The organism is Mastigocoleus testarum BC008 (assembly GCF_001456025.1).
Taxonomy (GTDB): domain Bacteria; phylum Cyanobacteriota; class Cyanobacteriia; order Cyanobacteriales; family Nostocaceae; genus Mastigocoleus; species Mastigocoleus testarum.
This window is the reverse complement of the sequence record NZ_LMTZ01000162.1, coordinates 181517-196857: the sequence shown is the minus strand read 5'-3', so window position 1 is coordinate 196857 and position 15341 is coordinate 181517. Positions and strand designations below refer to the sequence as shown.

At 38.3% G+C, this 15341-nt stretch carries 12 protein-coding genes; all 12 read left to right on the top strand.

Annotated features, from left to right (window positions below):
* Positions 1-69: 69 nt before the first annotated feature.
* The 12 genes from BC008_RS43835 to BC008_RS43785 all read left to right on the top strand — a co-directional run bounded on the left by BC008_RS43835 (position 70) and on the right by BC008_RS43785 (position 15283).
* Entirely contained in the window at positions 70-5358 is a 5289-nt protein-coding gene (locus BC008_RS43835) for an nSTAND1 domain-containing NTPase (protein WP_063800834.1), read from the top strand.
* A gap of 122 nt (positions 5359-5480) precedes the next feature.
* Positions 5481-5999, top strand: coding sequence for a helix-turn-helix domain-containing protein (locus tag BC008_RS43830; protein ID WP_027841916.1), 519 nt, complete (start codon positions 5481-5483; stop codon positions 5997-5999).
* Positions 6000-7057: 1058 nt separating this feature from the next.
* A complete protein-coding gene (locus BC008_RS43825) occupies positions 7058-8032 on the top strand; it encodes a hypothetical protein (protein WP_027841917.1) in 975 nt (324 codons plus the stop codon).
* A 30-nt stretch (positions 8033-8062) separates the two neighbouring features.
* On the top strand, positions 8063-8638 hold the full coding sequence (locus BC008_RS43820) for a DUF4255 domain-containing protein (protein ID WP_027841918.1): 576 nt from the start codon (positions 8063-8065) through the stop codon (positions 8636-8638).
* 3 nt (positions 8639-8641) lie between these two features.
* Entirely contained in the window at positions 8642-9280 is a 639-nt protein-coding gene (locus BC008_RS43815; protein ID WP_058184124.1) for a carboxypeptidase regulatory-like domain-containing protein, read from the top strand.
* 103 nt (positions 9281-9383) lie between these two features.
* The gene (locus BC008_RS43810; RefSeq protein ID WP_027841919.1) at positions 9384-10571 is read left to right on the top strand and encodes a phage tail sheath family protein; all 1188 of its coding nucleotides are present in this window, start codon (positions 9384-9386) and stop codon (positions 10569-10571) included.
* Positions 10572-10617: 46 nt separating this feature from the next.
* Positions 10618-11796, top strand: a complete 1179-nt coding sequence (locus BC008_RS43805; protein WP_027841920.1) for a phage tail sheath family protein — start codon at positions 10618-10620, stop codon at positions 11794-11796.
* 46 nt (positions 11797-11842) lie between these two features.
* A complete protein-coding gene (locus BC008_RS43800; protein ID WP_027841921.1) occupies positions 11843-12280 on the top strand; it encodes a phage tail protein in 438 nt (145 codons plus the stop codon).
* Positions 12280-12645 carry a hypothetical protein gene (locus BC008_RS43795; RefSeq protein ID WP_027841922.1) on the top strand — a complete coding sequence of 122 codons (366 nt, stop codon included), beginning with the start codon at positions 12280-12282 and terminating at the stop codon, positions 12643-12645. Before BC008_RS43800 ends, BC008_RS43795 begins: the two co-directional genes overlap by 1 nt.
* Complete coding sequence (locus BC008_RS52560) at positions 12597-12809, top strand: DUF6760 family protein (protein WP_072207787.1); 213 nt, start codon at positions 12597-12599, stop codon at positions 12807-12809. The genes BC008_RS43795 and BC008_RS52560 overlap by 49 nt, the downstream gene beginning before the upstream one ends.
* Before the next feature lie 41 nt (positions 12810-12850).
* Complete coding sequence (locus BC008_RS43790) at positions 12851-13267, top strand: phage tail protein (protein WP_027841923.1); 417 nt, start codon at positions 12851-12853, stop codon at positions 13265-13267.
* Positions 13268-13300: 33 nt separating this feature from the next.
* Positions 13301-15283, top strand: coding sequence for a hypothetical protein (locus tag BC008_RS43785; RefSeq protein ID WP_027841924.1), 1983 nt, complete (start codon positions 13301-13303; stop codon positions 15281-15283).
* Positions 15284-15341 lie beyond the last annotated feature (58 nt).

Genomic DNA, 15341 nt, shown 5'->3' with positions numbered 1-15341 from the left:
TGGCTGCATAACTTGGAAGTAATGTCACTTATAGTAAGGTTAGTCTTATAAATCCTCTTGATAGTACCAATGGCGAAATTGCTTGTCCTAAAACTAGATGGGGATCTTCAGATGGGCATGCAAGTAACACTTTCAATTGCTCTAGAAGGTTACAGCCCCCATAAAGAACTTAATGCTAATTTACCACCAATTCCAGAATTACTGACAAAAATCGACCAGTGGCGGTCATATTATCGTAGTTTGGGAAAATCTAATCGTGCAATTAAAGCAATAAAAGTTACTTATGATGGTTCAATAGCCGAAAAGCGAGAAAGCTGCCAAAAATCCATTAGTGAGTTACAACAACAACTAAATAACTGGATGCGTTCGGAGTCCTTTCGCCCCATACGCGAGACTTGGTTGAAAGAATTAAAAGAAGATGAGTCAGCGCGGATACTCATTCGTACATCTTGTCAGCAATTACGACAAATACCATGGCATTTTTGGGATTTATTAGAAGGATACCCTAATATCGAACCGGCTTTAAGTGCGCCAGATTATTATCACAAACCCATAACACCAACAACGCCTACTTACAGAGATAAAGTCAAAATTCTGGCAATTCTAGGCAATAGTACTGGTATTGATGTCGAAGCAGATCGAAGATTACTCAATAGTTTACCAGATGCCAATGTCACGTTCTTAGTGCAACCCCAACGTCACCAAATCAACGATTCTTTATGGGAAGAACCTTGGGATATCCTGTTTTTTGCCGGTCACAGTCAGACAGTGGGAGATAGTGGTCGCATATATATTAATGAAAATAAAGAAAGTTTAACAACTGATGACCTCAAGTACGGTTTAAAAAAAGCTATCGCTAACGGTTTAGGTTTGGTGATTTTCAATTCCTGTGATGGTTTGGGATTAGCTTGTGACTTAGAAGCACTACACATTCCTCAAATGGTTGTGATGCGAGAACAAGTAGCAGATAAAGTCGCGCAGGTATTTTTAAAGTATTTTCTCACAGCTTTTGCTGCCGAACGCAAACCTTTGTATCAAGCGGTGAAAGAAGCAAGGTTGAAATTGCATGGTTTGGAAAATGACTATCCTTGTGCTTCTTTATTACCAGTGATTTGTCAAAATTCCTCTGCGGTCCCACCAACTTGGCTAGACTTAGGTCGCCGTCCGAGTAAAATCAGCCCCTATCGCGGTTTATTTGCTTTTCGGGAAGAAGACTCGCAGTTCTTTTTTGGACGGGAAAATTTTACCGATATGTTGTTAGAGGCTGTATATCATCAGCCTCTAGTTGCTGTTATCGGTTCTAGTGGTAGTGGTAAATCTAGTGTGGTTTTTGCTGGTTTGGTAAAACATTTGCGAGATACGAATAACTGGCATTTTATCGACTTCAGACCAGGTTCTAGACCCTTATTTTCCCTCGCTGCTGGATTAGTTTCTCAAGAAGAAAGTCATCTCAACCGCACTGAACGCCTCCGTTCTACGAGAAATCTTGCGAGCGATCTGAAACAATATGAGAATGGGTTGCTCGACGTAATTGATGATATCCTCAGGGAAGATCCAAGCAAACGTTTATTATTAATTGCCGATCAGTTTGAAGAACTTTACACTCTCTGCAAAGATCCAGAAGAGCGCAAAGCCTTCTTAGATAGATTGTTAGAAGCAATTAATAACTCTCGAAATTTCACTTTTGTTATCACTCTACGAGCAGATTTTCTGGGACAAGCATTATCTTATCGTCCCTTCGCTGATGCTTTACAGTACGCAGATTTAAAGCTTGGTCCTATGACAGAGGAAGAGTTGCAAGCAGCAGTAGAAAAACCCGCAGCGTTACTGGGAGTAACAATTGAGGAGGGACTTATCGAACGCATTCTTTCCAATGTGAGTGCTGAACCTGGGGATTTACCTTTATTGGAGTTTGCTCTAACTCAGTTGTGGGGAAAACAGCAAGATGCTCAATTGACACATATTGCTTACGATAAAATTGGCGGAGTAGAAGCAGCGTTAGCTTGTTATGCACAAGATGCATATAATCAGCTCAAATCCAAGGAGAAAGAAAGGGCACAACGAATTTTTATTCAACTTGTCCATCCAGGACAGGGAGCAGAAGATACCCGTCGTGTAGCTATCCGTACTGAGGTTGGTGAAGAAAACTGGGATTTGGTAAGTCGCTTGGCAGATGCTCGCTTAGTTGTTACCGGATATGATGAAAAAACTGGCTTAGAAACTGTAGAAATTGTCCATGAAGCTCTGATTCGCAATTGGGGACAACTACAAGAGTGGATGCAACAAGACCGGGACTTTCGTTTTTGGCAAGAGCAGTTACGGTCAGCTATGCGTACTTGGGAGAGTAGTGGCAAAGATGAGGGCGGCTTATTGCGAGGGAAGCCTTTGACAGATGCATTATATTGGCATGAAAAACGCTTAGTGGAACTGAGTTTGGCAGAGAGGAATTTTATTAAACTGAGCTTGGAATTGCGATCGCATAATAGTAAAAAGCAAAGACGAAGGCAACAATTTACTATTTTAGGTCTCTCAAGCGGTTTGATTATAGCCTTGAGCTTGGCTGGAGTGGCTTGGTGGCAATCACAAAACTCAGCAAAGAATGAAATAATATCTTTGATTAATGCTACAGAAGAACTTCTTGCTTCAGGACAAGAGTTTGATGCTTTAAAAAATAGTCTCAAAGCTGCGGACAAATTAACGCAGATACATCAGGACAAAGCCGATCTTAAACTTCAAGTTACTGCTGTATTGGGACAAGCGTTGCATGGAGTAAAGCAATTTAATCGTTTGGAGAGACATACCAGTTATGTAGAGAATGCCATATTTAGCCCTGATGGTCAAACCATTGTCACTACTAGTCATGACAGGACAGTTAAATTCTGGAATCGCAAGGGTCAGATGCTAAAAACTTTTGATGCACACGATCGTATCCTAGAAAGTATTAGTTTCAGCCCTGATGGTCAAATTTTTGTTACTACTAGTCAGGATGATACAGCCAAGCTATGGAATAGGGAGGGCAAACTTCTCAAAACTCTTAGAGAAGATACAAATCATGATGTTAATAGTGTTGCATTTAGCCCTGATGGGAAAATCTTTGCCACTGCTAGCGACGACCGGACGGTGAAATTATGGAACCGGGAAGGTCAACTGTTAAAAACTTTTCGGGGACATAGGGATTGGGTTCATAGCGTTACCTTTAGCCCTGATGGTAAAATCCTTGCTAGTGCGAGCAAAGACCGGACAGTCAAACTGTGGAACCGGGAGGGACAGATCCTAAAAACCCTTGCTTCCACGGAACCCGATGGGAAAATTGAACATAGCGAGCGGGAAAATAGCGTCAGTTTTAGCCCTGACGGTAAAACCCTTGCCACTGTTGGTGAAAAGATAGTGAAATTATGGAACAAAGAAGGTGAACTCCTCAACAGCTTCCTTGGAGATAGCACTCGGGTAAATAGTGTTAAATTTAGCCCCAACGGTCAAACTTTAGCTACCGCTGGTAACGATAAGAAAGTTAAAATTTGGAGCCGAGAGGGTAAACTCCTCAAAACCCTTATTGGTCATAATGCGTTAGTTAATAGTGCTAATTTTAGCCCGGACGGTAAGATCCTTGCTAGTGCTAGTACCGATCACACTGTAATCCTCTGGAACTTAGATAACAAACTATTTCCAACTCTCACCAAACATAAGGACTGGGTTAATAGCGTTACATTTAGTCCTGACAGTCAAATCCTCGCCACTGCTAGTAATGACAAAACAGCTAAACTGTGGAACCGCAAAGGTGAACTATTACAAACCTTGACAGGACATAGCGACCGGGTAAATGGCGTTGGGTTTGCACCAAACAAAGGCTCTACGAGCCAAGGAATTGGTCAAAGAATTATTGTCACAGTCAGTGATGATAAAACAGTTAAATTATGGAATATAAAGGGTCAACTACTAAAAACTCTTCACAACGCCCATGGCGATCGGATAAATAGCGTTACATTCAGCCCCAACGGTCAAATATTTGCCACAGCCAGTGATGATAAAACCATAAAATTATGGAATCTCAAGGGTCACTTAGTAAACACCTTTACTGCTCAACATCAGGATCGGGTAAATAGCGTTACATTTAGCACTGACGGCAAAATCCTTGCTACTACCAGTAATGACCTGACAGTTAAATTGTGGAATCGCCAAGGTCAGTTACTAAACACTCTTATTGGACATCACTCTTGGACTCGAAGAGTTGCATTTAGCCCCGACGGTAAAACCATCGCCACTAGTAGTTTAGACAACAATATCAAACTATGGAATCGATCAGGCAAATTTCTTAAAACTCTTACTGGACATCGCAACCATGTCCAAGGTCTTAGTTTCAGTCCCATTAGGATGACGACCCAAGAGGGTTTCGGTCAAATCTTGGCTAGCGCTAGTCATGATGGAACAGTCAAATTATGGAACCGGGAAGGTCAACTGCTAAAAACACTTACCGGACATAGTGATTTTGTCACAAGTGCAAAATTTAGTCCCGATGGTAAAATCCTCGCCACAGGGGGTTGGGATAAAAAGGTAATTTTATGGAATTTCGATTTTGATGATTTACAAAAGCAGGGATGTGCTTGGTTAAAGAATTATCTCATCACTCACCCTGACGCCTTGGAAGATTTAGAACAATGTAAAACTCCTGTTATTTTAGCAGATAGCGCTCCTGCAATAATTCTTCAAGGTGAAGAACTAGTTAAAGAAGGCGATATTGAAGGTGGAATTACTAAATTTCGCACAGCGCTAGATTGGAATTCTCAGTTAAATTTTAATCCCATAACAAAAGCAAAAGCCCTAACTTTACTTAAAGAAGGAGAATATACAGGACAACAGGGCGATCTGGAAAGCATGGTCGTTAAGTTTCGAGAAGCGTTAGAACTAGATACAAATCAAGCAAATAGTCGGTTTGCATTTTCAATCCTAGTTAGGACAGGGAAAAGCTTTGCCAGAAATGGTAAGGTGAAGCAAGCGATCGCAGCTTACGCACAAGCCGAAAAGCTTACTTCACAAAAAATTTCTGCAAATTATTGGAATATCCTTTGTCGGTTTGGTAGCCTACATGGATATGCTGCTGATGTTATGCATTTTTGTGAAAAAGCATTGGCTCTTGCTCCTGATGATGCAGCAATTATAGATAGTCGCGGTATTGCTAAAGCACTAACAGGCAATACTAAAGGAGCTATCGAGGACTTTCAACCTTTCATCCTTTGGACTAACAGTCAGAACAAGAAATCACGACGACAACGTTGGATTAAGACCCTAGAAGCTGGGAAAAACCCTTTCACCACTGAAGAGATTAAAAGTTTATTGAATGAAGATTCAGATCGGCTTTGATAGAGTGATTTTATAAAGTTATATTACAACTCTGCTGTATTTCAGATAAAGAGCTTTGGTTTGAACTGAGTAACTTTTGGAGCAACTTATTGTTCTCGGTAGTTATGTATTTATAAAATAAAATGGATAAGGTTTTACTGATTAATGATAAATCTGAAAGCAAGAGTCTCTTAATTAAATCTTTAGAAGCAGCAGGATTTGAGATTATTAGTGTAGAAAATGGTCTTATTAGTGTTGATTTACCACAAGACAAACTAATTCCTACAGAAGAAAGTAAAAACTCCCATACTCTTAATTCTATATTTCCATCAATTCCGCGACTGTATGAGGTTTTTGAGTTCATCGAATTAAATTATCATCAACCAATAAAATTAAAAGAAGTAGCTCAAGCTGTTGGTTATTCCTCCGCTTACTTGACCGACTTAGTTCGACGTATGACAGGGAAAACAGTAAATGACTGGATTGTAGAGCGTCGGATAGTAGAAGCGAGGCGCTTACTCTTGGAAACTGAGGATTCTATTGAAAAAATTGCTGTAAAAGTAGGCTATAAGAATCTCAATCATTTTTACTGCCAGTTTCGTGATTTTTATCATAAAACTCCCGGTAGTTGGAGAAAACAACAGCTTTTAAAACAAGAATAGAATATAGAATTCAATAAAATACAAGTAAATTTCTTGTATTAGTTTTCTATTATATAGATACTAATAAAGTGGTAATTGTATCAACTAAAATATCTCATTTCAATTAATTGGAAGGAAATTTATTTAACCTTAACTGAGTGAAATAAAATGTAACTAAGCAAAATTAATGAGTTGTATAACTTAGTAGTATTTATAATGCAAAAATTATCGATTATGGTTTAATTCACTGTAATTAACATATAAAAATATGAGAATAGTCTAAAAATAATTAATGTTTTTCTATAAAAATCGAAAAAGAGTTAATTGTCGAACCTAATTTTTCAATATATTATTTATTTCATATAGAGGGAATAAAAGGTTCGTCCAAAGGTTTGAGTATCTCCCAGCGAATAAATGTATAAGTTAATGTACAAGCAGGAATTAACTTGAAAGTTCTAATAGATTGAAATTTTTAATAATTTCATAGAGCTTCTCCGCAGATTTTTGTTGGTATAACCTGTATTTATGTTTGAAAACCATACATTTGATTTTTGAAAATATCGTAGCTATAGCTACGCTACCTACAGAACGGAACTGCTATTTACGGGTCAGGTAGGCGTTTATAATTTCTGTTTAGTTTTTTGGTGGACCTTCCTACCCTTGTGGGGTGGCTGTGACAACTTATATCTTTGTTAAGTCTAAAAAATGTGATCCGTTAAGGTTTCCCTATTTTACACGAGTAATTATGACTAAGCTAAGTTTTTACAACATAAAAATAACTGGATTTCCATAGGGCAATATTTATGGATTTCTCTGATATTTCTAAAAGTTTATAGGACTCTTCTCACATCTATTTTGATTTTGTTTGTGACCTTCTTCCAGTATTTCAAGCTTCTCCTGATGATTACTTTTTAATTCACGAGATTAGAAATCCGAACAAGCAAAGAAAAAATGATAGCTATCAGGAAAATCTAAGGTAGCAAAGGGATAGTAACACAATAGTTAATTTTTCGATTATTTGTTTACAAATTTCCTATTCAAATTAAATCTCTCAGTCGTTTATCAGAGGGTAAAAATACATGGATGCTAATGTTGATTACAAGACTGAAAACGTTGCTTTATGTAGAATTCCAAAAGCAGAAGAACTTAAAAAATGTTCCACTATTGGACGCTTACTTAACGAATTACAAATAATACTGCAAACAGAATTAGAACAAAATCCAGCTTCTGAAGCAACTACAGACTTCAAAAAAAATTTGGAAATTCTGGAAAAAGCATATAAAGAAGAGATACCCAAAATTGTTGATGATTATCAAAAAGAATATCCGTCTTTCATTAGAGAAAAATTACCTAAGGCGGAAGAACAATACAAAAAACTAGTCAACTGGTCTGATGATGTTGACAATCCTGGAGATAAGTACCGCAAAGCCATAACACAGTTAAGAGATAAATTCTACAATCATGTAGAAGATTGTCTTAAGGTAGAATGGGATAATGCCAGGAAAGAATTTAAAAATGGCAAATGTTGTCGCGACCAAGCTTTAGAACTCAAAAAGATAACTGAGCAAGAATTTGAGCATTATAAAAAGTTTAAGGAAACAGTAATTCATTACTTTAAACAGCTTGACGATATATATAAGAAGGCAGAAGTACTTCTTGATATAGAAAACTATAAAGCTTTATATGCTTACCGCTTGGAATTTTATTCTATTTTGCACGAAGTCAGACAACTGAAAAAAAATGAAACAAAGAGACCAGCGCAAAGTTCAACTATGGTCAAAGACCATGAATGGCTCAAAAGCGTACTGACGGGATGTCTACGAAATTATTGTTTAGCAACATATGAATATTTTTATTGGCATAATAACTGGATTGAACTTATAGAACAAGAAAAGAAAGCCGCACAAAACTATCAAAACTTTAAGGATAGCCGAATGAATAAATTTATTCGAGAGGCACAGGATGTTACATTACTTTCTGACGAAGAAGGTTGTTACGATGAGCCTTATCCAAACCCTAAGAACACTGCTACTTTTGAAGCTGATAAATATTAAGGAAAATTCAAAAGAACCTATTTCAGTTATATGTTTAGGGATTTAGATGATAGCCTGAAAAGACTTCTCGAAGTGGAATTGTTCGGAGTTCTATCAGATTCGGTAACAGTGGTATTCGATACGCCTGATGACAAATTTAACCCTCCGAACCAGCGAACAGTTGATTTCTTTCTTTATGATGTACGGGAAAATCGAGATTTACGCAGTAATGAGCGGCTCTTAGAGCGACAAAGTAACGGTATTCTTCGTAAAAATTTAGCTCCCGTACGAGTTGACTGTTCTTATATGGTGACAGCTTGGTCAGGTAATACTGAGAGTGAGCATAGTTTATTAGGTGAAGTGATGAAAGTGCTGCTACGTTATCCGACTCTTCCAGATACCATCTTAGTTGGAAGCTTAGCAGGGCAAGAGCCATCATTACCAACCAGTACTTTACAGCCAGCTAGGTTACAAAGCTTAGGAGAATTTTGGCAAGCTCTGGGAGGTAAACCTAAAGCAGCATTACATTATACTGTGACTATCAGTGTAGATCCATTCACCCCTGTAGAATTACCACTTGTGACAGAGCAGCAAATTCTTATCAGGTCAAATTTACAGGAAGGTTAGTCAATGCTGCGTTGGGAAAGAATTCGACATCGAGTTGCGATCGCAGGACAGGTCACTGATGCCCAGACCAACAAAGCGATCGCAGGGGTAGAGGTCGCGATAACCAAAGGACCAGAAGCTTTTATGGGTTGGCTAAGAATTCGAGCTTCACAGTATGGAGACGAATGGGAAAAGATGCTAGAGCGCCCTGACCGAACCAGAACTGCTTATGACGGTCACTTCCACTTTTTGGATCTCCCTGAAGGTGAATATCGTTTGCATGCATTCTTTCACAATGCTTCTAGGCGTTACGGTACGGCTTTTCTCGATCTCCGAGTTTCTCAAGCTCCAGAAGATGAGAACATTATTACTGTAGCTGATTTGACACTGACACCCACTTGCTTAAAAGGTCAGATACTTGATGATGATGATGACCCTATTGTCTTAGCTGAAGTCCGACTGAAGTACAGTCAAGAAAGTACTTTTAGTAATCAAGAGGGTCAATACTTATTGAATGCGATAGAGGCAGCAGAAAAATTTGAGCGCACAATAATAATCTCTGCACAAGGTTACCAAACGACTTCTCAGACTGTAGTATTTAATGAAGCTGGAATAGAGGAAAATTTGAACTTTATTTTGACAAAAAAATCAAATAATCTTTAGCTTTTTGAAATAAATCAACAGATGGGGTATTAATCCTCACTGGTAGCGAAATTAAATGAATAATTTTGCCTCTACTGCCACTTAAAAATAAGGAGTAAAAATAATGCCCGTTTATCAAACGCCAGGAGTATACGTTGAGGAGGTATCCTCTGGAAGTAAACCAATTGCTGGTGTAGGTACTAGCACTGCTGGTTTTATTGGCTATGTATCTGACATTGTCACAATGCCAGAAAGACCAGGGACTTTGCCAACAGAATTTTATCCTCTACCGCCAGTCAATGAACCACAATTAATCAGTAATTGGGAAAGATTTAAAACTACTTTTGGTGATTTTCAGGATGGGAACTCAACTTTAGCTCACGCCGTGTTTGGCTTTTTTAACAATGGTGGTACTCAATGTTGGGTGACTCGAATCAATAATGATGAAATCAATAATTTAGAAACTGTTCAGTCTGCCTTAGATAGTTTCAAACCTATTGATGAAATTGCCATTGTAGTCATACCTGGTGCTGTAGATGATGCTGTTCAGACTGCTGTACTGGATCATTGTAAAGACACATATCTGCAAGACCGCTTTGCAATTTTAGATGGTCGTTATGAAGGAGTAAGTAATAGTAATCTCACTAAAGAAGCCATTCAAGGAGGTATTAGAGATGATAGCTATGGCGCTATTTACTTTCCCCGGATTCAAGTTTTTGACCCAATTACTAGAGAAAATATTTACGTTCCTCCCAGCGGTCACATTGCTGGAATCTATTCCCGAGTGGACACTGAGCGTGGGGTACACAAAGCACCAGCGAATGAAGTAATTAGGGGTGCATTAGGAGTTGAAGTTGTTATCAATAAAGCAGAACAAGCAGGGCTAAACCCAGAAGGTATCAATATTATTCGCAAATTTGATGGCAATATTACTGTTTGGGGTGCCCGAACTCTGGCAAGTAAAGAGGAGCCTGAATGGACATATATCAATGTCCGCCGCCTATTTCTTTACCTACGGGAATCGATTGACGAAGGTACTCAATGGGCGGTGTTTGAACCTAATGACACTAAACTTTGGGCAAAAATCAGGCGCAATGTTTCTGCTTTCTTGACCAATGTCTGGCGAGATGGGGCTTTATTTGGTGATACCACAGCAGAAGCTTTTTATGTCAAATGTGATGAAGAAACTAATCCCCCCGAAGTTCGTGATTTGGGTCAGGTAGTAACAGAAATCGGTGTCGCAGTTGTCAAACCAGCAGAGTTTGTCATCTTCCGCATAACTCAATGGTCAGGACCAGAAAATAATCAATAAGCTTATTTATTCGCAATAAATTGTTTAGCCCAATAAAAGGTTGCTTATGTATAGCTCCCTAGGTCTCTATAAAGAATATATTTGTCCACAGCCTGCAGTGGAACTGGATACTGGTGTACCTGCCTTTATTGGGATATGCAATTCCCGAAACCTTCAAGGCGAAGAGATTCCTGTAAATCAGCCCCAAAAGTTACTATGGTCTGAGTTCGGAGAGTTTTTTACCAAACCGCTATCCAATAGCTATCTAGCTTATGCAGTACGTGGTTTTTTCCAGAATGGAGGTCGTTTGTGTTATGTGATTCGTCTTAAAAACGCTACCCTACAGGCGCTAGAGGAAGGATTAGCTGCATTGGAATTTCTAGATACCATTGATTTGGTGTGTGCCCCAGATATTATGGGCTTACCCCCAGTAAAAACTGACCCTGAGCAAGTAGGAATCATGCAGTCTGCTGTGCTGAAACATTGCAGTGATCTAGGTGATCGCTTTGCAATCTTGGACTCTTTACCCAGGGCTAACCTTCAAAAAGTTCAGGAACAACGGCGGAATTTGACTGGAAGTTATGGTGCTTTATACTACCCTTGGGTTCGAATATCCAATGGTCCACAGCAAAATGCTGATTTTATTCCACCCTGCGGTCATGTTGCTGGTGTATATGCCCGTTGTGACGATCTGATTGGCATTCATAAAGTACCAGCAAATGAAATCCTGGAGGGAGTGCTTGAACTGGAATTCAACCTAAATAATGACGAACAGGGGGAACTCGATCCTATAGGTGTGAACTTTCTGCGGGTATTTCCTGGACGCGGGATTCGTATCTGGGGAGCCAAAACACTCAGTTCTGAACAGCAATGGCTTTATATTAATGTGCGGCGACTGTTTCTAACCCTAGGACGTTGGCTTGAGCGGGAAATGGCAGACACTGTATTTGAACCTAACAACTCAATACTATGGGCGAGTATTCGTCGCGAATTGACATTTTATTTTAATCGTTTGTTTGCAAAAGGTGCATTAAAAGGGAATTCACCCTCAGAAGCCTTTTACATCAAGTGTGATGAAGAAACTAACCCTCCTGAAATTAGAGATACCGGAAAGGTTGTTGCGGAAATAGGTTTAGCACCAGCGGTTCCAAGTGAGTTTATTGTTGTTCGTATCCTACAAGACCCTAGTGGTGTTGCAATTGGAGATTCTACTAGAACTATACTGTTGCCAAGTACAAAACTATAAATTTTATACCTTAATACACTTTAATACACTTTAAGGAGATTCAATTATGGTAGTTGGAGTTCGCAAAGATCCATACCGTGCATATAACTTTTTAGTCGAAATTGATGGTATTACTCGTGCTGGCTTTCGGGAGTGTTCGGGACTCGATTCAGCCCAAGACCCAATTGAATATCGTGAAGGTAATGAAAAATATCTCACTGTTCGTAAGTTGACTGGTTTGGTTAAATATTCGAATATTTCCTTAAAGTATGGCGTTACCGACGATGTAGAAATTTGGGATTGGCGTACGAAAGCTGTAGAAGGTCAGGTCGAACGCAAAAACGGTTCAATTGTACTTTTGGATGACTTAGGTCAAGAAAAGATGCGTTGGAATTTTCGCGAAGGTTGGCCAACTAAATGGACAGGTACTAGTTTTAATGCTACAGGTAATGAAGTAGCAATTGAGACTTTAGAAATTGCTCATGAGGGGATATCTAAAGGCTAATGCTACAAACTGAATTTCCTTTCACTCTACCCCGTGGTTATGTAGATGGTGAAGGTAATCTCCATCGGGAAGGGGTTATGCGCTTGGCAACTGCCTACGATGAAATTGCCCCTATGAAAGACCCGCGCTGCAATTCTAATCCTGCTTACCTAGTTGTAATAATTTTCTCTCGGGTAATTACTCGCTTGGGAACCCTAGACCAAGTTAACCCTAAAGTCATTGAAGGACTATTTGCTACAGATTTAGCTTTCTTACAAGACTTCTACCGTCGAATTAATGAAGATGGGACACCACATATTAAAACGGTTTGTCCAAAATGTGGGCAAGAACACGAGATAGAGGTAATTGCCTCGGGGGAAGTATAGTAGGCTACCCTTTAGAAAAGATACATGAAGAGGTAGCCTTTATTGCCTATCATTTTCCCTGGTCTCATGACGAAATTATGAACATGGAACATCGCGATCGCAAAATTTGGTGCGAGGAAATTTCCAAGATTAATCGTAAGTTAAATAGCAATACACAAAGCTAATAAATTTAGGTTGTTACAAGATTTAGGTCATTGAAAAAACGATGCTTCCCTATAAAGCCTTCAATTTTTTAATAGAGATTAGGAGTTTAGTTGTCGCTAGTTTTTCTGAAGTCTCTGGATTGCAGGCAGAAACTGAAACTGAGGAATACCACGAAGGAGGTCGTAATAGTTTTGTACATAAGCTGCCAAAGGTAACTAAGTATCCAAATCTTGTTCTTAGCCGTGGAATTACGAACTCAACCGAGCTTTGGCAGTGGCATCAAAATGTCATTATTGGGCAAATTCAGCGACAAAATGGTTCAGTAATTTTACTTGACGATACTTGCAATGAAAAGTGGCGCTGGAATTTTACTGGTGCTTATCCAGTGAAATGGGTTGGACCCGATTTGAAAGGTGATAGCAATGCAGTTGCGGTGGAGACGCTAGAGCTAGCTCACAATGGTTTATACAAAGCTTGATGAATAAAGCTTGATGAAAATAAAGCTTGAAAAATGAAACGCACCCAACCATATATTCCCAAAGCTGGAAAATTAGCACTCCAAATTCAACAATTGCGTTCCTTTGGATTAAGCAATTTTGATTTCAGCCAACGGATTGCTAGTAAATATAGTGGCTTAAAACTAGGTAAATTTCCATTAGTAACCTTAATTCTGCTTCACAAAGCTAGCAGTGAAAGTAATATATTTAACGTAAACCAGTTCTTAAAGAAGGAGGTAATTCATAGTCTACATTCCACAACTCAGCTAGAGTTAAAATTGAATTTTCTTTTCTTCTGGAATACAGCAGTACAAAAAACGCTGAGGAGAGAGAGTAACAATCAACCTCAAAATTTGCAAAAAGAGTTATTAACTTTCTCTAAGAGTAGTTCAATTTTAATTACCAAAGCATCGCAATTACAAAACCATCAGCAAACCAGTATGGGACTGAAATTGCAACAGCGATGGTTGAACCAAAATATTTTATTATTGCGATTACAGAATCTCAAAACAATACCTTTATCTTTTTTACCAGAGCGACAGTTTAGAAGTGACTCACGAACTAAGTTAGTCATTCAGGAATTACCCAGGGAAAAGGTAATTAGGATAATTGGGACGGAGGTTAGCGAGCTAGCACAGCGTACCGTAGGTGTAGATAGCACAGCTACAGGTATTGATTTACCTCAAGAAAATAGCAATCTCAAACCATTAGAAATTTCTAATGAGCAGTTAAGTTCTATAATTGATGACTCTTTGGATTCAAATACGGAGTTTAGTAGCGATTTTTCTAAGGACGATTCAATTCTGATTACCAGAACATCGCAATTAAAAAGCAATCAGCCATTAAATATGGGACTGAAGCTACAACAGCAATGGTTGAACCAAAATGTTTTGTTATTGCGATTATCGCAGAATTTCAAAACGATACCTTTATCTTTCCCAGAGCGACAGGTTGGGAAGAACTGGCGATCGCAGTTAATTATTGATGATAACTCTTTGGGTTCAAATACAGAATTTGTTCGCGATCTAGTAGTAGAATCCCCATACAAATTCTTGAGGAAACCTTTTCACACAACTCTTCAACAAAGATTACAGAACAAGAAAGATAAAAATCATGAGAGTTTCAGAGTACAAAAACTTGGGCGAAAATTTGTTAGTCAAGTAGTTTTTTCACTTCCTCACTTTTTTACTTTCTTACTTCCGAGAAATCTACCACTTGTATCATCGAAAATCAGTACTCTAGATATCCTAACTTTCTTATCACCTAAACAAAAATTTAAATTGCTGCCAAATAACCCAATTCAATTAGCACTATCTAATCTTTACCCAAATCAATCAGTTTCATCTGGTTTTGATTCTGAACTTGTAAATTTAATCTTCAAACAAAATGAAAAAGAAGTAGTAAATTTATCAGACAGAAATTTACTAGATGAAAATATTAATAAATCTTGGTTCCCAGATTTTCAAACCAGACTGAAGAAAACTCAAACATCGCTGCTAATTTATTCGGTAAATATGAGTCAGACAATATCAACCTTTGAACGTAGGTTTAATTTTATCCACAAGCAGCAAAATAATGAGAAAAAATCGACTTTAGACTTAAGGAAAAAAGATTTAAGGAAAACAGTTATTGACTTACATGATGATTTCCAACCCCATCATATTCGCACGAAAAGATTGAAGCAAATCCCAACTAACAAGCTTGGTTCCACTTATGAAGGACTTATTTTCCAGAATACGGTAGCAAATAAACAATCTGAACAAAAGGATAGTAAATTCTCTAAAACAAGTGCAATGGAATTTGCTCAATCCAAAGCAATGACTACACCTGTTTCTTCTAATCAAGAGAATCAAGTAGTTAGAAAAAATGCCTGGGAACAACACAAAAAAACTGATTTTGACCTATCTAATATCGATGTAAATGGACTTGCAGATCGGGTATTTCAGGTAATTGAGCGAAAACTCAAAATAGAACGTCAAAGGAGAGGACTTTTGTAAGTTCAATATTTTTAAGTTCAATATTTTTAAGTCCAATATTTTTTAAATTCAATATTGG

Excerpts from the sequence above, each read along its gene's own strand:
- BC008_RS43835 (WP_063800834.1), top strand. The coding sequence starts at position 70 with ATGGCGAAATTGCTTGTCCTAAAACTAGATGGGGATCTTCAGATGGGC.
- BC008_RS43830 (WP_027841916.1), top strand. The coding sequence starts at position 5,481 with ATGGATAAGGTTTTACTGATTAATGATAAATCTGAAAGCAAGAGTCTC.
- BC008_RS43825 (WP_027841917.1), top strand. The coding sequence starts at position 7,058 with ATGGATGCTAATGTTGATTACAAGACTGAAAACGTTGCTTTATGTAGA.
- BC008_RS43820 (WP_027841918.1), top strand. The coding sequence starts at position 8,063 with ATGTTTAGGGATTTAGATGATAGCCTGAAAAGACTTCTCGAAGTGGAA.
- BC008_RS43815 (WP_058184124.1), top strand. The coding sequence starts at position 8,642 with ATGCTGCGTTGGGAAAGAATTCGACATCGAGTTGCGATCGCAGGACAG.
- BC008_RS43810 (WP_027841919.1), top strand. The coding sequence starts at position 9,384 with ATGCCCGTTTATCAAACGCCAGGAGTATACGTTGAGGAGGTATCCTCT.
- BC008_RS43805 (WP_027841920.1), top strand. The coding sequence starts at position 10,618 with ATGTATAGCTCCCTAGGTCTCTATAAAGAATATATTTGTCCACAGCCT.
- BC008_RS43800 (WP_027841921.1), top strand. The coding sequence starts at position 11,843 with ATGGTAGTTGGAGTTCGCAAAGATCCATACCGTGCATATAACTTTTTA.
- BC008_RS43795 (WP_027841922.1), top strand. The coding sequence starts at position 12,280 with ATGCTACAAACTGAATTTCCTTTCACTCTACCCCGTGGTTATGTAGAT.
- BC008_RS52560 (WP_072207787.1), top strand. The coding sequence starts at position 12,597 with ATGTGGGCAAGAACACGAGATAGAGGTAATTGCCTCGGGGGAAGTATA.
- BC008_RS43790 (WP_027841923.1), top strand. The coding sequence starts at position 12,851 with ATGCTTCCCTATAAAGCCTTCAATTTTTTAATAGAGATTAGGAGTTTA.
- BC008_RS43785 (WP_027841924.1), top strand. The coding sequence starts at position 13,301 with ATGAAACGCACCCAACCATATATTCCCAAAGCTGGAAAATTAGCACTC.